General features: G+C 71.5%; 15 protein-coding genes. 9 read left to right on the top strand and 6 right to left on the bottom strand.

The features are described 5' to 3' along the window. Window positions 1–16 precede the first annotated feature (16 nt). The 4 genes from O7599_RS26065 to O7599_RS26050 all read right to left on the bottom strand — a co-directional run bounded on the left by O7599_RS26065 (window position 17) and on the right by O7599_RS26050 (window position 7636). On the bottom strand, window positions 17–4288 hold the full coding sequence (locus O7599_RS26065; protein WP_281618046.1) for a transglycosylase SLT domain-containing protein: 4272 nt from the start codon (window positions 4286–4288) through the stop codon (window positions 17–19). An 87-nt stretch (window positions 4289–4375) separates the two neighbouring features. Next, window positions 4376–4957, bottom strand: coding sequence for a hypothetical protein (locus O7599_RS26060; protein WP_281618045.1), 582 nt, complete (start codon window positions 4955–4957; stop codon window positions 4376–4378). A gap of 143 nt (window positions 4958–5100) precedes the next feature. Further along, the gene (locus O7599_RS26055) at window positions 5101–6603 is read right to left on the bottom strand and encodes a helix-turn-helix domain-containing protein (protein WP_281618044.1); all 1503 of its coding nucleotides are present in this window, start codon (window positions 6601–6603) and stop codon (window positions 5101–5103) included. A 256-nt stretch (window positions 6604–6859) separates the two neighbouring features. Then, entirely contained in the window at window positions 6860–7636 is a 777-nt protein-coding gene (locus O7599_RS26050; protein WP_281618043.1) for an SDR family oxidoreductase, read from the bottom strand. A gap of 188 nt (window positions 7637–7824) precedes the next feature. On the opposite strand from O7599_RS26050, the gene O7599_RS26045 reads away from it, so the two are divergent. After that, complete coding sequence (locus tag O7599_RS26045) at window positions 7825–8688, top strand: helix-turn-helix transcriptional regulator (protein ID WP_281618042.1); 864 nt, start codon at window positions 7825–7827, stop codon at window positions 8686–8688. Here O7599_RS26045 and O7599_RS26040 read toward each other — a convergent pair. Beyond that, complete coding sequence (locus O7599_RS26040; protein ID WP_281618041.1) at window positions 8595–9677, bottom strand: LysR family transcriptional regulator; 1083 nt, start codon at window positions 9675–9677, stop codon at window positions 8595–8597. The genes O7599_RS26045 and O7599_RS26040 overlap by 94 nt on opposite strands. An 84-nt stretch (window positions 9678–9761) precedes the next feature. Here O7599_RS26040 and O7599_RS26035 point away from each other — a divergent pair, with 84 nt between their 5' ends. Then, window positions 9762–11042 (top strand): MFS transporter, encoded by a 1281-nt coding sequence (locus O7599_RS26035; protein WP_281618040.1) that lies wholly within the window; start codon window positions 9762–9764, stop codon window positions 11040–11042. A gap of 1232 nt (window positions 11043–12274) precedes the next feature. On the opposite strand, the gene O7599_RS26030 is transcribed toward O7599_RS26035, so the two are convergent. Beyond that, window positions 12275–13063, bottom strand: a complete 789-nt coding sequence (locus O7599_RS26030) for a transposase family protein (protein WP_281617744.1) — start codon at window positions 13061–13063, stop codon at window positions 12275–12277. An 877-nt stretch (window positions 13064–13940) separates the two neighbouring features. Here O7599_RS26030 and O7599_RS26025 point away from each other — a divergent pair. The 7 genes from O7599_RS26025 (at window position 13941) to O7599_RS25995 (ending at window position 23841) form a co-directional block, all read left to right on the top strand. Continuing rightward, window positions 13941–15578, top strand: coding sequence for an FAD-binding oxidoreductase (locus O7599_RS26025; RefSeq protein ID WP_281618039.1), 1638 nt, complete (start codon window positions 13941–13943; stop codon window positions 15576–15578). A gap of 247 nt (window positions 15579–15825) precedes the next feature. Then, window positions 15826–17082 (top strand): lactonase family protein, encoded by a 1257-nt coding sequence (locus O7599_RS26020; protein ID WP_281618038.1) that lies wholly within the window; start codon window positions 15826–15828, stop codon window positions 17080–17082. Window positions 17083–17325: 243 nt separating this feature from the next. Next, window positions 17326–18630, top strand: a complete 1305-nt coding sequence (locus O7599_RS26015; protein ID WP_281618037.1) for an extracellular solute-binding protein — start codon at window positions 17326–17328, stop codon at window positions 18628–18630. Then, window positions 18627–19628, top strand: a complete 1002-nt coding sequence (locus O7599_RS26010) for a sugar ABC transporter permease (protein ID WP_281618036.1) — start codon at window positions 18627–18629, stop codon at window positions 19626–19628. The genes O7599_RS26015 and O7599_RS26010 overlap by 4 nt, the downstream gene beginning before the upstream one ends. Beyond that, window positions 19625–20446, top strand: a complete 822-nt coding sequence (locus tag O7599_RS26005; RefSeq protein ID WP_281618035.1) for a carbohydrate ABC transporter permease — start codon at window positions 19625–19627, stop codon at window positions 20444–20446. The genes O7599_RS26010 and O7599_RS26005 overlap by 4 nt, the downstream gene beginning before the upstream one ends. 28 nt (window positions 20447–20474) lie before the next feature. Further along, window positions 20475–22772: an alpha-xylosidase gene (gene yicI, locus O7599_RS26000; RefSeq protein ID WP_281618034.1), complete on the top strand. Its 2298-nt coding sequence runs from the start codon at window positions 20475–20477 to the stop codon at window positions 22770–22772. Window positions 22773–22788: 16 nt separating this feature from the next. After that, the gene (locus O7599_RS25995) at window positions 22789–23841 is read left to right on the top strand and encodes a LacI family DNA-binding transcriptional regulator (protein WP_281618033.1); all 1053 of its coding nucleotides are present in this window, start codon (window positions 22789–22791) and stop codon (window positions 23839–23841) included. Window positions 23842–23881 lie beyond the last annotated feature (40 nt).

The raw sequence follows: 23881 nt of genomic DNA, 5'->3' as shown, positions 1-23881 counted from the left end.
CGAAGACCCGGCTTCCCTAGTCGAAGTACGAAGCCGTCGTGCAGTGCCCTCCCTCGGGATTGATGCCGGGGCTGTCGAGAAGGTCGATGTCCCAGGGGTTGCTGGCATGCCCGGAGGTGTTCGTACACCGGCCGTACGGGCTGTCGCCGCCGAGCGGGTTGGTGAAGGCGTAGTAGTCACCGCGCCGGACGGGCGCCGCGGAGTTGGAGGGGCGGCCGTCCGTGCCTGCCGCGCGGTCGTTGACGTACAGGTACTGGTTGGGCATGTAGCTGGAGCGGAGCAGTTCGTGGTCGCCGGGCTTGCGGACGCTGCCGTCGGCGCAGGACCAGAAGTGCAGCTCCTGCCAGATCGGTGGCGCGTGGCTGAACAGCGCGCCGATGGTGTCCTTGAAGAAGTAGTTGGTGATGTCGGATGCCACCAGCCAGACCTCCGGTGCCACGTTGGGGTGGAACTGCAGCTCGGAAGCCCAGTTGCCGACGGACTGGTGGAGAAGCGCCTCGTCGCTCACCGCGATCCGGTAGCCGATCGATCCGCCGGAGGTGTACTGAACGGCCACGCAGTCTGCCGGCACGCTGTCTGAGGCCGGCTGTCCCGTGTCGGTGATCGGCGTGGGTCCGCTGGCGGCGGGCTCGTACGCACGGCCGGGGATGACGCCGGTGCGGTTGGTGTCGGTGGGGGTGGTCGTGCCGGTGTGCTCGTTGAGGTCGGTGGCGCTGAAGTCGAGGTTCGGGGCCTCGATTCCGTAGTCCTCCTCGACGGCGGCGAAGGTGTCCCGGACGAACTGCGGCAGATGGGTGTCTCCCGTGCGGTCGTCGAACTCGGCGCGTTCCGTTCCCTGGAGGATGTCCCCGGTATCGAGCACGATGTAGGACACCGTCACGCTGGATCTGATCTTGAACGATCCGTCGTCCAGGTCGAACCAGCCGGGTTTGTCGGCACTGTCCGGCCGCTGGGTGTGGGGGTTGGAGAAGTTCAGCCAGGCCGGTATGGAAGTGCCCGGTGGATGGTCGACCGGGTCGGTGCCGGCTGCCTCGGCCTGGTTGTGCCAGGACTGCATGGCCTGCTTCATGGCCGGGCCCACGCAACTGCTGGTGGGGTCGCCGGAGCAGGCGTCGGCGCCGATGGCGTCGCCACTGCGTTTCGTTGCCCAGTCGTGCAGTTCGCCGCGGTCGGCGAAGGGCGTGGCCAGGACCTCGGCGAACGGGTATGCGTCCAGGTTCTGGTTCTCGTCGAAGTAGGCTGCCGCGTCGACTCGGTTCTCCACGAACTCGCCGGCGACGGGGATCACCATGGCTGCGTCGAAGGCGACGTTGTCCTCGCCCTGGCCGCCGGGTACGAGGTTGTCCAGCCGGACGATGGGCTTGTTGTCGAACGGGAACGCGCCGAGCAGCACCCAGCGGTTGCCCTCGCCGTGCTGCTTGATGATCCGTTCCTCGGTGCCGTTCGCCGTCTCGATCTCGTACCGGGCGTACTCCGTTCGGGCGCCGTGGTCGGGCAGGTGGACGGCGACCAGGCCGGGGCCGGTCACCCCCCTGTCGAAGGCCCAGGTGCCCTCGACCCGCAGGCGCCAGCCCTTCTCGTCGGGGGCCCGGCCGTGCGCGAAGTAGAACCCGGCGCCGAAGCCCCCGCCGATCTGGTGGAAGTCCGTCTTGGCGGGCCAGACCTGCGTGCCGTTCTGGGTCTCACCAGGTCCGAAGTCGGCGGTGAACTCGCCCGCGTTGGTCCACCGTTTCTCGCACCCCGGCCGGATGGACGGCATGTTCTCGCCGAGGTTGTCGATGAGGAGCGCGTTTGCGGGAACGTCGTCGAGCGCGCAGTTGGGCGGGTAGGCGGTCCCGTCGGCCTCCTCGGGATAGCTGGAGTTGAACCGTACGAACTCGTTGCCGCACGTGGCGGCGCAGTCGTCCTTCCAGGTCGCGTCCCCGTTCCACCAGCACTTGGAGTCCGAGCGCCCGCAGGGCCCGGCGGGCGAGGTGACGGCCTCCGGATCGCAGTCGTTGGCGCCGGTGCAGAACAGTGTCATCGGCGGCTTGACACCGGCCCGGTGGTACTTGGCGGAGCCCGGGGTCAGCGCGTCGCCGTCGGTCCCGTTCCAGGTGGCCGGGCGGAAGGCCGGGACGGTGGTGCTGGGCGCCTCCAGTGCCTCCGGCGGCTGGGCGGCGAAGCCGAGCACCTTCTCCGGGTACGGCCAGTCCTGCGGGTGGGCGGCGTCCGAGTGCTGCGGGTTGCCGTAGCGGTCCTCCATGAAGTTGTCACGGGCCGGATCCCACTCGGGGTTGGCGGGGTTGTTGAACCAGCCGACGCCCCAGGCACCGCCGTTCGCCCCGGCCTCGGACTCCGGATAGAAGCCGGAGTTGTAGGCCCACAGGGCGAAGAACCAGTTCTCCAGCTTCGCCGGATCGCCGTTGTTCAGGGTCATTCCGGCGTTGCGGGTCTGGTTCCACTTCTCGGCCAGGATGGTCAGGCCGGCGGCGATGTTGGCGGTGTAGTCCAGGGCCACCGCACGCTGCTTCTGGTACGGCCAGGCCGTCGGCGCGCCGTCCTCCTTCCCGGAGCGCCGCATGTGGTCGGTGATCTGCATGATGCCGTAGCCGCAGTCGGCCTCCGCCCAGTTGATGTCCCAGTCGTTCGCGGAGTCGCCGTCGTACAGGTCGATGCCGTAGTAGTTCCCGATCAGCGGGTTGCCGGTGACACCGGGGACGGTGTAGCGGGACGCCTGCCACATGTTGGACTCCTGCATGGCCACCCCGAGCGCGATCTGCGCGGGGATCTGGCCGCCGCCGGAGAGCGTGGGCCTGGGGAACATGTCGGCCGACTGCGGCTGGTAGGCGGGCATGTCCAGGTTCTTCCAGTTGGCCGGACGCGAGATGTGGCTGTTCAGCGTGCCCTTGACCGCCTGGTCGACCGCCCACTCCACCTGCCGCGGTTTCGGCTGCATCGCCTGGTTGCGGGGGGCGTTGCGCGGCACGGAACAGGTCCGCTCACTCTCGATCAGCTCGGTGCGGGAGGCCATGGTGCGGGGCGGCTCTTCGGCCGCCGCGGCGTCGGCGGCCTCGCCGGAGGCGACCGTCCCGGGGGCGAGGCTGAAGGAGACGTCCTCGCCGGTGGCGAGCGCGGTCATCTCGATACGCACCGGACGCGGCGCGGCGGCATCGGCCACCGCACCGTCGGTCTGGCCGCCGTCCGCACCGGTCACGGCGGTCACCACCGCCGCGCCGCGGGTGGACGCCGCGGCGTCCCGCGGGATACCGGCCTTCACCCTGACGCCGTCCGGCAGACCGGCGGCCACCTGCTTGATCTCGCCGGTCAGCCAGACCTCGCCGGCGGCGGTCCGGGTCAGGCCGGCGCCGTTCAGCGGGCCCTCAGCGAGCGTACGCGGCGTGGCCGGGCCCTCCGCGAGCTGCCCGGCGGTCAGGTGCGCCGCGCGCGCCGTCTCCCGGCCGCCGTGGTCCAGGAAGGCCAGGCCGCCGTCGGCGTCCGGCGTCAGCCGGTACGGAACCCCGCCGGTACGGGCGACGGCCTCCATCCGCCCGGACTCCGCCACCCGTACGACCCGGCCCGCGGCAGCGGCGTACACCTCGCCGTCGACGGGCACCGCCGAGGTGACCTGTCCCGCCACCTCCACCGGCTCGGCCGGGGCCGCACGCGGCACGTCCACGAGCGTCAGCCGGGTGGCGTCGCGGTCCCCGCCCGACTGGGTCAGCACGGCCGAGTCACCCGTTCCGCAGCCGGGGTTGTAGTACGACAGCGAACTCTTCACGGGCAGCTTGCGTACCTTGCCCGTCTCCAGGTCGACCACGGCCGTGAACCCGCCACGCCCCATCAGCACGGGATCGTTGGTGAACGTCCGCGGTGCGTACACCACCACGGCCCGGTCGCCGGAGCCGGTCACGCACGCGTTGCCGATCCAGGTGTCGGTGTCGAAGCCGGGCTCGGAGAGTGTGGCCGCCGTGCGCCAGGCGTAGCCGTCGCGCGAGTCGGCGACGAGGACGTGGAAGCCCGTGGCGTCCCCGGACGTGGTCCAGGCCCGGTCGCCGGAGGACTTCCAGTTCTCACCCAGCACTTCGGCCCGTTCGCCGGGGGCCACCGCGTCGGCGGCCGGGGGTGCGGAGACGGGCTCGCCGGCCGGCACGGCCGGCTGGAGCTGGTCCCACACCTCCTCGACCGACGAGGGCGGGGGCGCCTCCGCCCGCGAGGCCGGTGCCTGGATGAGACCGGCGCCGAGCGCCAGCGCGAGCACGCCGGTCGCCCACAGGCGGCGTCTGCGCAATCCGTGCCGGTGTGTCATGTCGCCCCTTTCCGGGCAGCACCGACCTGCCCTCCGGGGCATGGGCCGCCGGAGGGCACGGTTGAGGTGAGACGAGCTTCTCGTGTCTTAGCTGATCCGCCAGGAACTGGCGCGGTTGTTCCAGTTGTGCTCGGTGGGGCAGTCCCCCTCGCCGCTCCCGTCGAGGTTGGAGCAGGAGTTGATCCAGCTTGAGCGACCGCCGTCGACGTTGTTGTTGACCCAGTCGGCGAGTTTGATGTCGCACCCGTTGAACGTTTGAATCGAGCTGTACGCGTTGTTCTCGGAAACGCCGTCGGGATTTCGCGAGACGAAGAGCTGACCGTAGAGGGATTTCCGTACCGCGTCGGTGTCGCCGGTACCCGCCGTGCACACCTCGAAGTCGTCCGCGACGATCGCGGTGGTAGGGCCCGAGTCATTGAAGTTGACCCAGTCGTAGAGGGTCACCCAGTTCCGCAGTTGCTTGACAGACCTGTAGGTGGTCGACTCCTGCGCCGTTGCGAAGCACACCGTTTCCTCGCTCGACTCGCTGAGGACGAGGACACAGTGCTCGCCGTCCGGGTCCGGGGCCGGCGTTGCGGCGGAGGTACCCGGCATCGAGAGGGTCAGCGCGAGGGCGGCGCAGGACGCCGCGGCCATTCCGGGGAGCGAGAAATTCCTGACGGTTGCCACGGCATTCTCCTTCGGCATTCGTGGGACGGCCGCCATTGTTCACCGTTCGGCAGATGGGCCGTCGTCAAGGAACCGTAGGAGACGCTTTACACGCGGGGCAATGTGCACGGTGCTGAACTTCGGGTCCTGGTTGTGCACGTTGCTCAGATGGCCGGGGCGTTACCGACGTGGAGGGCGTGGACGACGTCGTGGATGCCGGCGCCGGCGGTCAGCAGGTCGCGGCGGAGGTGGCTCTCGGCGGTTCGCAGGTGGGCGCGGACGGTGTTGCGGCTGATGCCGAGGCGGAGGGCCGCCTGCTGGCCGTCGGTGTTGGCGTCGATCCACGCCTGAAGGGTGCGGCGCTGCGGGGGTCGCACAGGCTTCAGGAACGTTCGGGCCCAGACGGCGGCAGGCTCGGTGTGCAGCAAGTCGTCCAGGCTGGGGGGTGGTTGGGGCTCGTCGGGTTCGTGTGTGGTGCTGCCGCCGGTGAGGGCGAGGGCGAGGTGGACGGCGGCGCGGGAGCGGACATCGGCAAGATCCAGCCCGAGGGCCAGTTCCGCACGTCTGATGTGGGCGGTGACGGTGTTGCGGCTGAGGTCGAGCAGGCGGGCCACGGCCCCGCGGGGCATGCTCATCAGGAGGCGGGTGATGTCGACGGTGGTCTTCGGTAAGGAGTCGAGCGGGCGCAGGACGGCACGAGCCCAGGCGAGAGCGGGCCGGCGGGGCAGCACACCGTCCAGCGCCGTCTGCCCGTGGTAGGAGGCCAGGCGGCCCGGAGTGGTGCGGGCGGCCGCCAGGGCATGGGCAGCCTGTCCGTACGCCTCAGCCGTCGCGCCGAGCGGATGCGGACCGCTGGCGCCCAGCGCATAGCCGGCGTTGTCCCGCACCAGGCGGCGCAGCGCCTCGCCCAGGCCGGTGGTGTGGTTGCCGGAGCCGTGTCCGGCCCGGGCACCGGTGTCGTCGGCGATGAGACAGATCACGTGCTCCTTGAAGACGGGGCAGTGCACCATCAGGTCTGAGCCGTGGTACCCGGAGGGATCCTGGTAGGTCCGCACGATCCGGTCGCGGTCGGCAGGCGGGCAATGCAGCAGATGGACCCGCAGCATGCCGGCCTGCAGCAAGGGTGGAACGGCACCGGTCGTCATGCGGCGGGCCAGCAGCGGCTCTCCGACCAGCAGCGCCGAGAACACGCCGAACCGCACCTGGCGCGCCTTGTAGTGGAAGCCGCGCCACGTCCGCTCGCCGTCCCTGGCGCGGCGCAGCAGCGTGATGACGCTCCCGGTGTGCGTGGTCAGCGCGATCGCCTCCGGACGCAGCACCGACCGGGCGGCGGCCACCAGCACCGGGCGCGCCCCGTGCACGCCGAGAACCTCGCAGCGCACGTTCCACACGTCGACGCGCGTCACGGCAGCAGCCAACTGCCCGCCTGACAGTCGCGCGAGCAGCGGAGCGAGCGAACGCAGAAGCTCCCGGGGAAAACCCGCGGTGGACGATTCCACCGTGTCCCCGTCCTCCGCGACCAGCGCGAAGTCCGCGCCGGTGCGTCCGTGCAGCCAGTCCAGGACCTGCCGCTCATCCGGCTCGGCTCCGCGGGACACCTGGCGTCTCACCTCGTGCAGCAGCCCGTCGAGCCCTGCGGTGTCCCCGCGCCCCTCTGCCACGTCCACCGCGGCCCCGCCGCCTCCGCCCGGTCCTTCCACCTTCACCCCTATGCCCCGGCGTCCGGACCGCTGTCCACGGCTCCCACCTGTTCCCGGGCATTCTGGAGGCAGCTTCTTGACGAAAGCTGGACAAAACCTGATCCGGCGGCGAGACGGCGGCAGGACGCCTCTTTGTCCGCACCGGCCGGACAGGAACCGGTCCCGGAAGGTCGCCCGCGTTCCTCCCGGTCATGGACACCGGGAGGCCACCCCGGCGCCCGGATCAGGCGGGCTGGGCCGTGGGCATCAGGGTGACCTGCTGGAGGTTCGCCCGCGGGGGCAGCGTGGCCAGGAAGGCGACCGTGTCGGCGACGTCCTGCGGGGTGAGCCACTCCATGGTCTCCTTCGAGCCGGCCAGCCATTGCCGCGCGCCCTCGTCCGTGACGTGGCTCTGCAGCTCGGTGCCCACGATGCCCGGCTCGATCGCCGACACCCGTACGTTCTTCGGGCCCAGCTCGGTGCGCAGATGGCGGGAGAAGTGCGTGACGTACGCCTTGGTGGCGGAGTAGACGGCGAAGGTGGGGAAGATGTTCTGCGCCGCGATCGAGGAGGTGCTGACGAGGTCGGCGACGCCGCGCTCCCCCGCGGCCTTCACCAACTGCGGGACGAACGCGCCGGTCACGTGGGTCAGGGCGGTGACGTTCAGGTCGATCTGGTGCTGCCACTGGCCCGTCGCCTGCTCCTCGACGGGCGCGGGAAGCATGACGCCGGCGTTGTTGAAGAGCAGGTCCGCGCCGCCCAGCTCGGCGGCCACCCGCCGGGCCGCCGACCGGACCGCCGCCCGGTCGGTCACGTCCGCGGTGATCGCGAGGGCGCGACCGCCGTTCTTGACGATCCGGGCCGCCAGCTCCTCCAGCCGCTCGGCGCGGCGTGCCAGCACGGCCACGTGGGCGCCCAGAGCGGCGAGCTTCTCGGCGGTGGCCTCGCCGATGCCGCTGGAGGCTCCGGTGACGACCGCGACGCGGCCCTGGAGCGGGCCGGCGGAGTTCTGTACAGACATGGTGCAGACACCTTCCGAAGGAAGTGAGTGAGGTACGGGATCGCGCCCCGGGCTGCTCCGGGGCACGGCTCAAGCACACCAGCCCGGCGCCCCCCGCCGGGGCGCCCGAAGAGGCCCTGACCAGGCAGGTACTGCCAGGGCCACCCTCAGGCGGCCGCAACGGCGCGCGGCGCTCCACACTGGAAGCCATGGACCGCAGCAGAGAGACCGCCGACTTCCTCCGCGGGCGGCGCGCCGCGCTCAGCCCGGAACGCGCCGGGCTGCCCGCCGACGGGCGGGTCCGCCGCGTCCCGGGCCTGCGCCGGGACGAGGTCGCGCGCCTTGCGGGCGTCAGCACCGAGTACTACACCCGCCTGGAACAGGGCCGGGCGGGCAACCCGTCCGCCGAGGTCGTCGGGGCCCTGGCCCGCGCCCTGCGGCTCGACGCGTCGGAGCGCGAGCACCTCAGCGACCTCCTGCTGCCCGCGCCGCACGCGGCACGCCGCGCGCCCCACCGGCCCCAGCGGGTCAGGACCGGCCTGTATCTGATGCTGGAGACGCTCAGCCACGTGCCGGCGTTCATCCTCGGCCGCCGTACCGACGTGCTGGCGGCCAACCACCTCGCGCGGGCCGTCCTCACCGACTTCGACGCCCTCCCGGCCACCCGGCGCAACCTCGCCCGCTACTACCTCCTGGACCCGCAGGCGCGCGAGCGCGTCGGCGACTGGGAGCGGATCGCCGCGGAGACGGTGGCGATCCTGCGGCTGGAGGCCGGCCGCCACCCGGGCGACCGGCGCCTCGCCGAGCTCGTCGGCGAACTCACCGTCGCCTGCCCGGAGTTCCCGGTCTGGTGGCACGACCACAAGGTGCTGCGCCGCACCCACGGCGCGAAGCGCTACGTCCACCCGCTCGCGGGCGAACTCCACTTCGCGTACGAGTCGTTCCAGGTCCCCGGCGACGCCGAGCAGACCCTGTGCGTCTACAACGTGGAACCCGGCTCCGCCACCGCCCGCGCGCTCCCCCTGCTGGCCGGCTGGGCCACCTCCGAGCTGACCGCCCCGCCCCCGGCCTGACCCCCGTGAGCGGGCTCGGCGGGAATCCCGTGCAGGTGGCGGTCCGCCTCCGGGAGCCAGGCGCCGCCGGGGCGGTGCAGCCAGTCGTGTGCGCGGGCCAGGCGGGCGGCCGCCGTGCGCAGGGCGCGGAGGCCCGGGTGGGTCAGGCCGCGGCGCCAGGTCAGGGAGACCGGGGACAGCGGGACCGGGTCGGTCAGGGGGCGCAGGGTCATGCCGGGGATGTCGGCGAACTCCGTCGTCGCCAGCACCGACCAGCCGTGCTTGTGCACCAGCCGGACGAACTCCGCCTCGCCGTCGATCTCCGGGAACGGCGCCGCGAGGCGGATGCCGTGGGCGGCGAAGAGTTCGCGGGCCAGGTCCGTCCACTCCGCCGTCGCCGCGTTGCCGTCGGCCGCGTACAGCGTCTCGCCCGCCAGCGCCGCCAGCGGCACCGTGGGCCGGGCCGCCAGTGGGTGGGCCGACGGCAGCAGCACCGCCATCGGCTCCAGCCGGACCAGCTCGTGCCGCAGCCCCTCCCGGGTCCCGGGCGCAAGACCCGCCACCCGGCCGAAGGACACGTCCAGCCGCCCCGCGGCGATCTCCGCCGCCGCGCCGGTCAGGCCGCTGTGGAACCGGGCGACCAGCTCCAGGTCCGGAGCCGTCGTGCGGGCCGCGTCCAGGACCCGCTGCCCCGTGCTGTAGCGGGCGCTGACGTCGACGAGCAGCGGCCGGGTCCGCGGGTCCGCGGCGCCGGCCAGGTCGTCGTACGCGGCGAGCACCCGGTGGGCGTACGGCAGCAGCCGCTCGCCCTCCGCGGTCAGCCGCACCTGGCGCGTGGTGCGGACGAACAGCTCCGCGCCCAGTTCGCGTTCCAGCCTGCGGATGTCGCGGCTCAGCGCCTGCTGCGCGACGTACAGGCGGCCGGCGGCGCGGGTGAAGTGCAGGGTCTCGGCGACCGCCGCGAAGGCACGCAGCAGCCGCGGCTCGACGTCCCTCGGTGCGGTGGGCATCCGGCTATTTGACAACGTACGCGCGTGAATGGCCAGCGATCAGGTGTTGGACCCCCGCGGCCGCCTGCGGCCAGCCTTTCCGGCATGTCCCCTCCCCGTACCCCGAGGCACCCGCTCGCCGCCGCCCTCGGCCCGTACCGCCGGCTCTTCGCCGTCCCCGGCGCCCGCGCCTTCACCGTCGGCAACCTCGTCGCTCGGCTGCCCATGGGCATGTTCTCCGTCAGCGCCGTCATCATGATCGCCGAGCGCTACGGCTCGTACGCCCTCGCCGGCGCCGTCCCCGCCGCCGGGCTCGCCGCCACCGCCGTCGTCGGCCCGCTCACCGCCCGCCTCGTCGACCGGCGCGGCCAGGCCCGTATCGCCGTCCCCGCGGCGGCGACGGCCGCGCTCGGCTCCCTCGCACTCGCGCTCTGCGTCCATCTGCGCGCGCCCGCGTGGACACTCTTCGCCGCGTACGTCCTGACCGCCACCACCCCCAACACCGGCGGCATGTCCCGCGCCCGCTGGGCCCACGCCTTCCGCGGCCCCGGCCCGGGCTCCGACCCCGACAACGCAGCCGCCCTGCACACCGCCAACTCCTTCGAACAGGCCGCCGACGAACTGTGCTTCATGACCGGGCCCGTCCTCGCCGCCCTGCTCTGTACCGCGGTCTTCCCCGAGGCGGGCACGGTCACCGGCGCCGTCCTGTTGATGACCGGCATCCTCCTCTTCGCCGCCCAGCGCGCCACCGAGCCCCCGCCCCGGCCGCGGGCGCCGGGCGAGCGGGCGCGGTCGCCGCTGCGGCGGCCCGGGTTCCCGCCGCTGCTCGCGGCGTTCTGCTGTGCGGGGGCGGTGTTCGGCTCGATGGAGGTGGTCACGATCGCGTATGCGGACCGCCTCGGGCGGCAGGCTGCGGCGGGCGGCATCCTCGCGCTGCTGGCGGCCGGTTCGTGCGCGGCGGGCCTGGTCTACGGGGCGCGGGGACCCGGAGCGGCCGGGCGTACGGGCACGGACGCGGCCCCCGAACCCCTCTTCCTCCGCTGCGTCCTCGCCATGGCGGCCCTCATGTTCCTCCCGCTCCTCGCCGCCACCACCGGCCGCCTGCCGCTCCTCGCCCTCGCCCTCCTCGTCGCCGGCATGGCCACCGCCCCGACGATGATCACCGGCATGTCCCTGGTCCAGGCCCGGACCCCGCCGGGGCAGCTCAACGAGGGCATGACCCTCGCCGTCACCGCCCTCCTCGCCGGCATCGCCGCCGGCTCCGCCACCGGCGGCTGGGCGGCGGGCGGTTGGGCGGACCAGCACCCCGCCGCCGGCTACGCCGTCCCCCTCGCCGCGGCCGTGGCGGCGGCCCTCGCGGCCACGGCGCAACGCCGCCCGGCCTGAGTCAACTCGTCGGGACTCCCTCCCTCCAGGTAACGGCCTGAACGCGATCGGAACCCGGCAAAGTGGGGACGTGTCTGCGTGACCACAAGCACACGGCAGCGGTATTGAACCAGACGGGCGGCTGATGCGTTATCACGTGTGGACTGTGCCATGTTCACCTGACGGCTGAGCGCCATCCCGCTGCTGAACGGCGTCTCGACTCCTGTGGAGCGGCTTTCTCACTGCAGCGGATGGTGATGTGGAAGGAACCGGTGAGGCGCGATGCCTGGCACCGCAAGTGAATCAGATGGTGGGAGTCCACGACCGTCTGATTCAAAGCGGCGCCTGAGCACGCGCCGGCCCCGCGTCTCCGGCAGAAGCTGCTGCGCATGAGATTACCCGACACGATGCGTCACAGATGGCTGAGAAGCCGGCCCGGAACGAGGCCCTGAAGATTGCCAGGGAACTGCGCTCTTGCCTCGGCACTGGCTGACGCCGTCCAGGGGCTACGGCGACTCCGACACCGTCATCGCCTCAACGGCTCCCAGCTACTCGCCGAGTGCGCGAGGAGACCGATCCGTGCCACACAGCCGAGGCGGCTCATCGACACGCCGAGAAAGGAGACGGGTAAATCGTGAAGGGACCGGCGAGGTAGACATAATGGTCGATCCAAGGAAACCAGAGCCCACTTGGGGTAATCCGCGCCCGGGCGGCGATGGGCAGCCACGACAAGGGAGCCCGACAGGGCCGGGTCCGTCCGAGTGGGAGCGACTGCTACCGCAGACGGTCAGCATGCGATTGGCAGATCTTCAGAAGCGTCGGGCTGAACTTGAGCGCAAGTTCGATAAATTGCATAAGAGCCACGATCAGGCCCTGAATGAAAAAATGGATCAGGGTCAGCGTCAGACTCGAGGGCATTAGCTGTATCGGGAGGCGGAAAACTGGCTACGGCTCGAGAATGAATGGTTTGCAGATGTAGACAGCGTAGGGCACCACGCAAGTGCTGACGCTGACCTGCGTAGGCTGGGCGAACTGCGTCGCAATGCTGACACTTGGCAATCAAGCTATGACCACGAAGCAAAATGGGGCAGGATACAACAGACGCAGCTCGCGCTCAGGGTAAACCCACCGGATCGACTCAGTCAGCTCCAGGTCCAGCTTCCTGTATATCCGACATCACCTGCTGTTCCTCCATATTCGCCGCCGCCGCACTACTCTGGCAACAGTACACAGTGACGGTTTCTCAACGTCATTCATTTCCATGTGTTGTTGAGGGTGAGGGCGGCCTGGGCGATGTGTCCGATGCGGCTTGGGCTGAGGGTGACGTGCTGGAGGGCACGCCAGCGTTGTTTGAGTTCGGCGGCGGCGCGTTCGCCCAGGGCGCGGATGCCGCGCAGGAGCCGGTTGTGGGCGCGGGTGTCGGTGGCGAGCGGGGAGGTGATGTCGGGGTGGGGGCGGAAGGGGGTGTGCACGCCGATGCCGGCGCCGGTGTAGCCGACGTCGGCCAGGGTGGGCACGCCGTCGCGGGCCGCCGGGTAGAGGGCCGGCAGGGCATGGATCCGGGCGGCACGCAGGTCGTGGACCGAGCCGGGCTCGACGTCGGAGACCCACAGCGGGGTGCCGTCCGGGGCGGCGAGGAACTGGACGTTCCCGGCGAAGTGTTTCGCTTTGCCGGAGTACCACAGGTCGTTGCCGTTCTCGGTGGTGCCGGCGACCCGGTCACAGGAGATCAGGGTGCCGTCCAGGACCACATGGCTCATGCCCTGCATGCGGCAGCGGGCAAGGACGTCGTGGAGGTCGGGCGCGCGTTCGGCCAGGACATCGATGGCTTCGTGAAGGTAGCGGTAGCCGGTGGCCTGGGAGATGCCGGCGTCGCGGGCCAGGCAGTGCACGCAGCCGGCCTCGCGGAACCAGCGCAGTACGAACACGGCCTGGCGGAACGGGCCCAGTGCACGTGAGCCCTTCGGGGTGCCGATCTGGCGGCGGTGGGCGGCCAGTAAGCGGGCGGTGTACTCGACCACGTGGCGCGGGACGTCGAGCATGGCAGCATAGGGGACCAACGTGAAGCCTCTGGTGACGTGGACGATCTTGTGGTGAGAACCGTCCTACCAGGGGCTTCACGTCCGTCTGCACTCGGGGGCACCACTGTCCGGCCTGACCCAAGGGCGCACCCCACATCAACCCGCTTCACGAAAACCAACTCGCTGAGAAAACGTCAGTGGCCGCTGCCGAATATTCGTGGTACCGCCGGAGATTTTTTGCCAGGCCGCTCAGGGCCGACCGGGAGCGCCCCGGAAAGGTCTCCTGAGGGTCAACAACACTCCACCAATCAGCCGGCACAGCGGCGTTCTCCGACTCCGCCTCCCCGCCCGAAGAGGTCGCGTTAAACGGGGATTCCCTCGCCAAGCGCTGGTCAGTGACAGCCATGCTGTCACGCGACTGAACATCTCCTTCTAGGCCTTTGCCGCAAACTGTCCGAGCATCCTCTTCTGCGCCATGCGCTGACCGTTCCCGCGCCACCGGAGAGACGGCGGGTCGCCGCAGCGGACGCGGTGGACCATACTGCCGGCCCAGGGGTGACGGCCCACCGCGGTCCGGCCGGTTCGGTCGTAGGGCCTCGGTCCCGGGTCGAGCAGGCCCTCGGGGCGGCCGGCAGGGCGTCTCGTACGGCCCCACCGAGCAGACCGCCGCATTCCGCCGGCTGCGCTCCGTGCAACGCCCCACGGCAGCGCCCCGACTCCCCCCGAGTATCAGGGAACCGGATACCGCCATTCCCAAACCGGCGTTTACGTCCCGGCCACCCCGGATTAACATCTTCCCGCATCGAGCGCCGCCCCCGACGAAATTCTTCTGCCTACGCACGTGCGTGCCGCCGGAATTTGTGCTGCCCATTTCCCTCTGCGCCGCCGGGAGTTTCTCATGGACAACGTCTCACGCCGGAAAATACTTCTTTCGAGCGCGGCCGTAGGCGGTGCCGCCGCCCTCGGCACCGGCCAGCTCGCCGCCGCGACCTCGGCCGGAGCCGCCTCCCGCGCCGTCCCCGCCTCGACCATCACGCCCGCCGACGCCCGCTATCCCGACTTCGTCTCCGGCAGCAACGGCCGCTGGCGCGCCCGCCCCGAGGCGGTGCGGGTGGCGACCACCACCGAGCAGGTGGTGGCCGCGGTGGAGGAGGCCGTACGTGCCGGAAAGCGCGTCGCCGTACGCAGCGGCGGCCACTGCTACGAGGCGTTCGTCTACCACTCCGACACCCAGGTCATCATCGACCTGTCGGCGATGAACAACGTCTCGTACGACCAGAAGCGGCGCGCTTTCGTCATCGAGCCGGGCTGCACGCTGATGGAGGTCTATATGGAGCTCTATCGCGTCTGGGGCGTGACGATCCCCGGCGGCTCCTGCTCCTCCGTCGGCGCCGGCGGCCATATCCAGGGCGGCGGTTTCGGGCTGCTGTCCCGGCAGTTCGGGCTGACGTGCGACTACATCTACGCCGTCGAGGTCGTCGTCGTGGACGCCGCCGGCAAGGCCCGCGCCATCGTGGCCACCCGCGCCGAGAACGACCCGCACCGCGACTTGTGGTGGGCCCACACCGGCGGTGGCGGCGGCAACTTCGGCATCGTCACCCGCTACTTCCTGCGCGCCCCCGGCACCGAGGGGATGGCGCCGGAGAAGCAGTTGCCGCAGCCGCCCGGCGAGGTGTACGTGCACCAGCAGTCGTGGTCCTGGAGCACCATCACCGAGGACCGCTTCCGCACGCTGCTGCGCAACTACAGCGCGTTCTACGAGGAGTACAGCGCCCCCGGCAATCCGTACGCCGGCATGTTCAGCATGCTCGTGTGCAGCACGAAGGCCAGCGGCTCGATCTCGATGACCACCCAGATCGACGCCACCCAGCCGGACGCGGCGCGCAAGCTGGACGACTTCCTCGCCGAGATCGGCGGCCACATGGGCGAGGCGCAGCCGACGACGCTGTCGACGAACGAGATGCGGGCGATGCCCGAGCTGTTCGCGCCGCAGGCGCGGCCCTGGCTGGTCGCCACCCGGCAGCTCGGCGGCTCCGGCTGGGGCGGGCGCGGCGACTACAAGTCGGCGTACCTGCGGCAGGCGTTCCCGGACGAGCAGATATCCGCCATGTACGAGAACCTCACCGAGACCGACCAGCGCAGCGCGCTGGTGTCGATCGACTCGTACGGGGCCCAGGTCAACGCCGTCGGCACGGACGACACCGCGGCGCCGCAGCGGGACTCGATCCTCAAGCTCCAGTACCAGGCGTACTGGAGCGAGGACGCCGAGGAGGCCGCGAAGCTCGACTGGATCCGGAACATGTACCGCGACGTGTACGCGGCCACCGGCGGCGTCCCGGTCCCCGACGAGGTCAACGACGGCTGCTACATCAACTACCCGGACATCGACCTCGGCGACCCGCGCTGGAACACCTCGGACACGCCCTGGCACGACCTGTACTACAAGCAGGCCTACCCCCGGCTCCAGCAGGTCAAGGCCGCGTACGACCCGGGGAACGTCTTCCGCCACGCCCAGTCCGTCCGCCTGCCCGAGTAGGGCGGACGGGGCGCTCCGCCGGCCGGCCCGGGGACCGGGGGACCCGGGCAGGGCGGTGCGCGCCGTGGACGGATACGGGCCGGTGAGCCGATGGTGTACGGGCGGAGGGCCGCGGCCGGTTCCGTACGGCAACGGCCCGCCCAGCGGGCTCGGTTGCCCGTCGAACCGGTTCACGTACCGTGCCGTTCCAGCCCCCGAGCCCCTTCCGCTCCACCGGTGACCGGCCCGCCACGAAAGGAGCACCGCCTTGCACGCCGCCCCCGATCCCGACTCCGACGCCGCCCCCGAGAACCCCGCGGGACCGAGCCGGCGCCAGATGCTGCCGGTCTTCGGCGCCGCGGCGCTGGCCGGCGTCGTGCCCGCGCTGGGCTCCGCCTCGCCCGCGTCGGCCGCACCCGCGGCGCCCGCCGCCGCCGCGGCGGCTGCCCGCGGACCCCGTGCCGTCTACGTCGGCGGCTACGCCGGCGGCCCCGGCGCGCCCGCCGGACTCGCCGTGTTCCGCATGGCCGGCGACGGGCGCCTCACCCCCGTCCAGGAGGTGCCCGGCGTCCCCAACCCCTCGTGGCTGGCGGTGCATCCGCGGCTGCCCGTGCTGTACGCCGTCTGCGAGGTGAGCACCTGGAACGGGCAGAAGGGCGGCGGCGTCGTCTCGTACGCCATCGACGCCGCCACCGGCGAGCTGACCCGCACCGGCGACCAGCCCGTGCCCGGCGTCCCCGCGCACGGCGCGCTCGACGAGCGCGGCGACCACCTGGTCGTCGCGAACTACGGCGGCGGCACCTTCGCCGTCGTCCCGCTCCGCGCGGACGGCACCCCCGCACCCGTCTCGGACACGGTCACCGTCACGGGCACCGGCCCCGACCCGGACCGCCAGACCGGGCCGCACCCGCACCAGGTCGTCTTCGACCCGGCGTACGGCCACGTCTTCGGCGCCGACCTGGGCACCGACCGCGTCTGGGCGTGGCGGCTGGACGCCGCGGCCGGCAAGCTGACGCCGAACCCGCTGCCCTTCATGCAGGTCGCCTCCGGCTCGGGCACCCGCCACCTGGCGTTCCACCCGGGCGGGCGGTTCGTCTACGTGGTGAACGAGCTGACGTCGTCGGTGACGGCCTTCACGTACGACGCGGAACGCGGCACGTTCCGCTGGCTGCAGACCCTCGGCACGCTGCCGCGCGGCTTCACCGGCGAGAGCTACTGCGCGGAGGTCGCCGTGCACCCGGACGGCAGGACGGTGTACGTGTCCAACCGGGGGCACGACAGCATCGCCCGGTTCGCCGTCGGCGCCGACGGCCGGTTGGACCTGCGCGAGACCACCTCGACCGGCGGCGCGTGGCCGCGGCACTTCGCGCTCGCCCCGGGCGGCGACGTGCTGCTGGTGGCGAACCAGAACAGCGACGACGTGGTGTCGTTCCGCGTCACCCGCTCCGGCGCCCTGCGCCGCACGGGCGCCACCACCGCCGCGCCGAGCCCGGCGTGCGTGGCCTTCGGGGGCGCACTGCCGTAGGGGGTGTTCTGCCGCAGGCGGCGTACCGCCAAAGGCGGCGGGCTGCCGTGGGCGGCGCGCGGCGTACCGCCGCCACCGCAGCAGGGGACGGGTGCCGGCGGGCGCCCGTCCCCTTTCTCGACGCCTTTTGTCAACGCCATTGACATACCGGCGGGCCCTCCCTACGTTCCTCCGTCGAAGCGCTTCGACACCTCTCATCGAAACGGTTCGACGAGGCGAGGACGACTCTCCCGGAGGCAGTGGATGTTGAAGGCACGGAGAAGGGCGCGCCTGCTGGCCGCCGCCCTGGCGGGAGCCCTGTCGCTGAGCACGCTCGCGGCGTGCGGCGACTCCGGCGACGGCGGGTCGGGTGACGGCAAGACCCTGCGGCTCTGGCACTACGAGAATCCCGAAAGCGCCATGGGCAAGGCCTGGGCCGAGGCCATCGAGGAGTTCGAGAAGAGCCACCCGGGGGTGAAGGTCGAGTTCGAGGAGAAGGGCTTCGAGCAGATCCAGAAGACCGCCCCGCAGGTGCTCAACTCCGACGAGGCACCCGACCTCCTGGAGTACAACAAGGGCAACGCCACCACCGGCCAGCTCTCCCGGCAGGGGCTCCTCACCGATCTCAGCGAGGAGGCGGAGAAGCGCGGCTGGGCCGACGCCATCCCGCCGACCGTCGCGACCACCAGCCAGTACGACGAGAGCGGCGTCATGGGCTCCGGCGCCTGGTACGGCATCCCCAACTACGCCGAGTTCACGATGGTCTACTACAACAAGGACCTCTTCGAGGAGCACGGCGTCGAGGTCCCGACCACGTTCGCGGAGCTGGAGGACGCGCTCGCGACGTTCGCGGACGCCGGGATCACCCCGTTCGCCAACGCCGGCGCCGAGTACGTGGCGCAGCAGTACCTCTACCAGCTCGCCCTCAGCCGGGCCGACAAGGCGTGGGTCGACTCCTTCCAGATGGGCGGCGAGACCGACTTCTCCGACGCCGCCTGGACCTACGCCGCCGAGACCTTCGCCGACTGGGTCGACAAGGGCTACATCGCCGAGAACTCCTCGGGCACCAAGGCCGAGGACGCCGGCGTCTCCTTCATCCAGGGCAAGCACCCGATGCTGTTCTCCGGCAGTTGGTGGTTCGGCCGCTTCCAGGCGGAGGTGCAGAAGTTCGACTGGGACACCTTCCTGTGGCCCGAGAGCGACCTGACCCTCGGCTCCGGCGGCAACCTGTGGGTGGTCCCGGAGGGCGCCGAGAACAAGGAGCTCGCGTACGACTTCATCGACATCACGATGAAGAAGGGCATCCAGAACATCCTGGGCGACAACGGCGGCGTCCCGGTCGCGGCCGACGCCGCCGCGATCACCGACCCGAAGTCGAAGGCCCTCATCGAGGACTACACGGCGCTCGCCGGCGCCGACGGCCTCGCCTACTACCCCGACTGGCCCGCCAACGGCTTCTACGACTCGATGACGTCCGAGACGCAGAAGCTCCTCACCGGCAGCGCGGAGCCCGCCGACGTGCTGGAGTCGCTCCAGGCCGAGTACGACGAGAACGTGCTGCAGGAATGAGCGCCCCGGTCACCGCGGCCTCCAAGGACGCGGCTCGCCCCGCCGGCGGGAGCCGAACCCCCTCCCGCCGGCGGTGGCGCAAAGGCCGCCCCGGCGGTGCGCGCCGGTCGTCCACCGAAGGCTCGTACGCGCTCTTCCTGCTCCCCGGCGCGCTGGCGTTCCTCGTCGTCATCGTCGTGCCGTTCGTGATGAACACCGGGATCAGCTTCACCGAGTGGAGCGGCGTCGGCTCGCCGGAGTTCACCGGTCTGGAGAACTACGACCGGCTCCTCGGCGACGAGGACTTCTGGGAGTCCTTCCGGCACAGCCTGGCCATGGTCGCGGCGATGGCGCTGCTGCCGACCGCGCTCGGTCTCGTGCTGGCCTCGGCGCTCTTCGACTTCGTCGGCCGGCACGCCGGCAGCCGCTGGGTGGCCGTGCTGCGCGCCTGCTTCTACCTGCCGCAGGTGCTGCCGATCGCGGTCGCCGGCATCGTGTGGAGCTGGATCCTGGCGCCGGAGAGCGGCTCGCTCAACGAACTCCTGGGCGCCATGGGGCTCGACGCCCTCCAGCAGGACTGGCTGGGCGACCCTGACTGGGCGCTGTACAGCGTGATGGCCGTGATGGTGTGGGTGCAGATCGGCTTTCCGCTGGTGATCTTCATGGCCGGACTCCAGCGCCTCGACCCGGCGCTGCACGAGGCGGCGGAGCTGGACGGCGCGGGCTGGTGGCGGCGGTTCCTGCACGTGACGCTGCCGCAACTGCGGCCGGAGATCGCGGTGGTGCTGCTGTGGTGCACGATCGCGGCGCTGAAGGTCTTCGGCATGGTGTACGTCCTGACCGGCGGCGGTCCGGGCGGGGCGACGAACGTCCCGTCGTACTTCGCGTACCAGAACTTCTTCGAGAACTTCCAGGCCGGCTACGGCGCCGCGATCTCCACGGTCCTCACCGTGCTCATCCTCGCGCTGGCGGTCGTCGCCCTGAAGCTGCAGACGAGGGCGGAGGACGAGGCCACATGACCGCGGTCAGGAAGTATCCCGTGCTCGTGGCGCTGGTGCTGGGCGCGGCGTTCATGGTGCTGCCGTTCCTCGTCGTGCTGATGAACGCGGTGAAGTCGCCGGAGGAGTACAGCAGCGACGGGCCGCTGAGCATGCCCGACGGCGTGTACCTCGACGGGCTCGCGGACTTCTGGGAGCGCGTCGACTTCGGGCAGAAGCTGTGGAACTCGGTGCTGATCTCCGGGTCGGTCGCGGTGCTCGCGGTGGTGCTGTCGGTGCTGAGCGCGTACGCGATCGGCATCGGGCGGATCCGCGGGCGGGCGTGGGTGCTGGCGTTCTTCGTGCTGGCGAACATGCTGCCGCAGGAGGCGCTGGTCTACCCGGTCTACTACCTGTCGAAGGAGGCGGGCCTGTACGACACCCGTCTCAGCGTGGTGATCGTCTTCACCGTCGTGCAGTCCGCCTTCGGCACGTACCTGCTGGCCTCGGTGCTCGGCGGGTTCCCGCGCGAGGTGATCGAGGCGGCGCGGATCGACGGGGCGGGCAAGTGGCAGGTGCTGTGGCGGGTGGTGGTGCCCGTCAGCCGGCCGACGATCGGCGTGCTGCTGGTGCTGTTCTTCATCTGGACGTGGAACGAGTTCCTGCTGCCGCTGGTCATGCTCGTCTCGGACGACAACCAGACCGTGTCCGTCGCCCTCGGCGTGCTCCAGGGCCAGCGGGACATGGACGCCACGATGACGAACGCCGCCGCCCTGCTGGGCGTGCTGCCGGCGATCGCGTTCTTCCTCCTCTTCCAGCGGACCCTGACCCGCGGCATCGCCGTGGGCGCGGTGAAGTGACCCGGAACCGACCCCCGAGAGGCTGCGCATGAAGTTCACCGACGGCTACTGGATGCTGCGTGCGGGAGTCCGCGCCGCGTACCCCGTGGAGGTGCTCGACGTCACCGCCGGGGACGGCACGCTGGACGTCCACGCACCGACCCAGCCCATCCGGCACCGCGGCGATCTGCTGAAGGGCCCGGTCATGACGGTCTCCTGCCACTCCCCCATGCCCGACGTGATCGGGGTGACGCTCACCCACTTCGACGGCGGCACCGACACCGGGCCCCGCTTCCAGCTCGCGGACTCCGGGCCGCACGCGCACGTCAGCTACGACGACGAACACGCCCTGCTCACCGCCGGCAGCCTCGCCCTGCGGGTGGCGCGCGGCGGGCCGTGGCGGCTGGACTTCCTCACCGCCGACGGGCTGAGGCCGCTGACCTCCTCGGGACCCAAGGGCATGGGCATCATGGAGACGGAGCCGCCCGGCGGCGGCCCGGCCCGGCACTACCTGCGCGAGCAGCTCGGGCTCACCGTCGGCACCCACGTCTACGGGCTCGGCGAGCGCTTCGGGCCGCTGGTGAAGAACGGCCAGGTCGTCGACATCTGGAACGCCGACGGCGGCACCGCCACCGAGCAGGCGTACAAGAACGTGCCGTTCTACCTCACCGACGCCGGCTACGGCGTCTTCGTCGACCACCCCGGGCGGGTGTCGCTGGAGGTGGGCTCCGAGGCGGTGTCGCGGGTGCAGTTCAGCGTCGAGGGGCAGGAGCTGACGTACTACGTCATCCACGGGCCGACGCCGAAGGAGATCCTGCGCAAGTACACGGCGCTGACCGGGCGGCCCGCGCTGCCGCCGGCCTGGTCGTTCGGGCTGTGGCTGTCGACGTCGTTCACGACCTCGTACGACGAGGAGACCGTCACCTCCTTCATCGACGGGATGGCCGAACGCGACCTGCCGCTGTCCGTCTTCCACTTCGACTGCTTCTGGATGCGCGAGTTCCACTGGTGCGACTTCGAGTGGGACCCGCGGGTCTTCCCCGACCCGGCGGGCATGCTGCGGCGGCTGAAGGAGCGGGGCCTGAAGATCTGCGTGTGGATCAACCCGTACATCGCGCAGCGCTCCCCGCTGTTCGCCGAGGGCCGCGACGCCGGCTATCTGCTGCGCAAGCCGGACGGCGGGGTGTGGCAGTGGGACCTGTGGCAGCCGGGGATGGCGCTGGTGGACTTCACCAATCCCGAGGCGTGCGCCTGGTACGCGGGCAAGCTGGCGGCGCTGCTCGACATGGGCGTCGACTGCTTCAAGACCGACTTCGGCGAGCGGGTGCCCACCGACGTCGCGTACTTCGACGGCTCCGACCCGGAGCGGATGCACAACTACTACACCTACCTCTACAACCAGACGGTCTTCGACGTGCTGAAGAAGCACCGCGGCGAGGGCGAGGCGGTGGTCTTCGCGCGGTCTGCGACGGCCGGCAGCCAGCAGTTCCCGGTGCACTGGGGCGGCGACTGCGAGTCGACGTACGAGGCGATGGCGGAGTCGCTGCGCGGCGGTCTGTCGCTGGGGATGTCGGGCTTCGGCTACTGGAGCCACGACATCGGGGGCTTCGAGGGCACGCCGTCGCCCGCGCTGTTCAAGCGGTGGATCGCCTTCGGGCTGCTGTCGTCGCACAGCCGGCTGCACGGCTCGTCGTCGTACCGGGTGCCGTGGCTCTTCGACGAGGAGGCCGTGGACGTGCTGCGGGTGTTCACCAAGCTGAAGCTGCGGCTGATGCCGTATCTGGACGCGGTGGCGCGCGAGGCGCACGAGTCGGGGGTGCCGATGATGCGGCCGATGGCGCTGGAGTTCCCGGAGGACCGGGCGTGCACGCATCTGGAGCGGCAGTACATGCTGGGTCCCGACCTGCTGGTGGCGCCGGTGTTCAGCGACGGGGGCGAGGTGTCGTACTACGTGCCGGAGGGCACGTGGACGCATCTGCTGAGCGGCGCGGAGGTGGCGGGGCCGCGGTGGGTGCGGGAGCGGCACGGGTTCGCGAGCGCGCCGGTGCTGGTGCGGCCGGGCGCGGTGCTGCCGGTGGGGGCGGTGGACGACCGGCCGGACTACGACTACGCGGACGGGGTGACGCTGCGGGCGTACGGGCTGCGGCCGGGGCAGCGGGTCCGGGTGCCGGTCGGGGGGACGGTCTTCACGGTGGTGTGCGAGGGCGGCACGGTACGGGCGTCGGCGGGCGGTGCGGAGGACGGCACAGCGGACGGGGCCGGGAAGCCGTGGGCGCTGGAGGTCGTGGGCGGTCCGACGGTGCGCGCGGAGGCGGGCCGCGGGGTCGTCGTGGCGGAGCTGGGCTAGGGTCCGGCTGTCCGGCATGCCGAACGGCCGGTACGTCGAGCGCGGGGAGCAGGGGGAGTTGATGGTCAAGATCACCGATGTGGCCCGGCACGCCGGGGTGTCGCCGAGCACCGTCTCGTACGCGCTCAGCGGCAAGCGCCCGATCTCCGAGGAGACCCGGCTGCGCATCGAGGCCAGCATCCGCGAGCTGGGCTACCGCCCGCACGCCGGCGCCCGCGCGCTGGCGAGCAGCCGGTCCAACGTGCTGGCGTTGGTGATCCCGTTCCGCAGCGGGATCCACGTGCCGGTGGTCATGCAGTTCGCGGTGTCGGTGGTGACGACGGCCCGGCAGCACGACCACGACGTGCTGCTGCTCACCCAGGAGGAGGGCGAGGAGGGGCTGCGGCGGGTGGCGGACACGGCGCTGGTGGACGCGCTCATCGTCATGGACGTGCAGTTGCACGACGCGCGGCTGCCGCTGCTGCGCACCCTGGACCGGCCCTCGGTGCTCATCGGCTTCCCCGCCGACGCGGCCGGACTGACCTGCATCGACCTGGACTTCGCGGCGGCCGGCGGGGCGTGCGTGACGCATCTGGCGGAGCTGGGCCACCGGTGCGTGGCCCTCGTCGGCTCGCCACCGGCCGTGTACCTGCGCCGGACGGGCTTCGCGCAGCGCGTGACGCAGGGCTTCACCGCGGCGGCCGACGAGCGGGGGCTGACGTCGACGGTGCACCCCTGCGAGGCGACCCCGGCGGCGGCGCAGGCGATGGCGGAGCGGCTGCTGCGCGAGCACCCGGAGCTGACCGGGGTCGTGGTGCACAACGAGCCGGTGGTGCAGCCGCTGATCGAAGCGTTTCGGCGGCTCGGGCTGCGGGTGCCGGAGGACCTGTCGGTGGTGGCGATCTGCCCGGACGAGCTGGCGGAGCAGGCGCCGCTGCCGATCTCGTCGGTGGCCGTGCCGTCCGCGCAGATCGGGGCGCGGGCCGTGGAGCTGCTGATGCGCAAGCTCGACCGGCTGGACGTGCCGGAGGCGACGATGCTGCCGCCGTGGCTGACCCGGCGGGCCACGACGGCGCCGCGCGCCGGCTAGCCGAGCCGCCGGCCGGCCGATTGGCCGACCGGCTCACGGC

It is taken from the genome of Streptomyces sp. WMMC500, assembly GCF_027497195.1.
GTDB lineage: Bacteria > Actinomycetota > Actinomycetes > Streptomycetales > Streptomycetaceae > Streptomyces.
The sequence above is the reverse complement of the archived record's forward strand: the minus strand, read 5'-3'. Positions and strand labels throughout refer to the sequence as shown.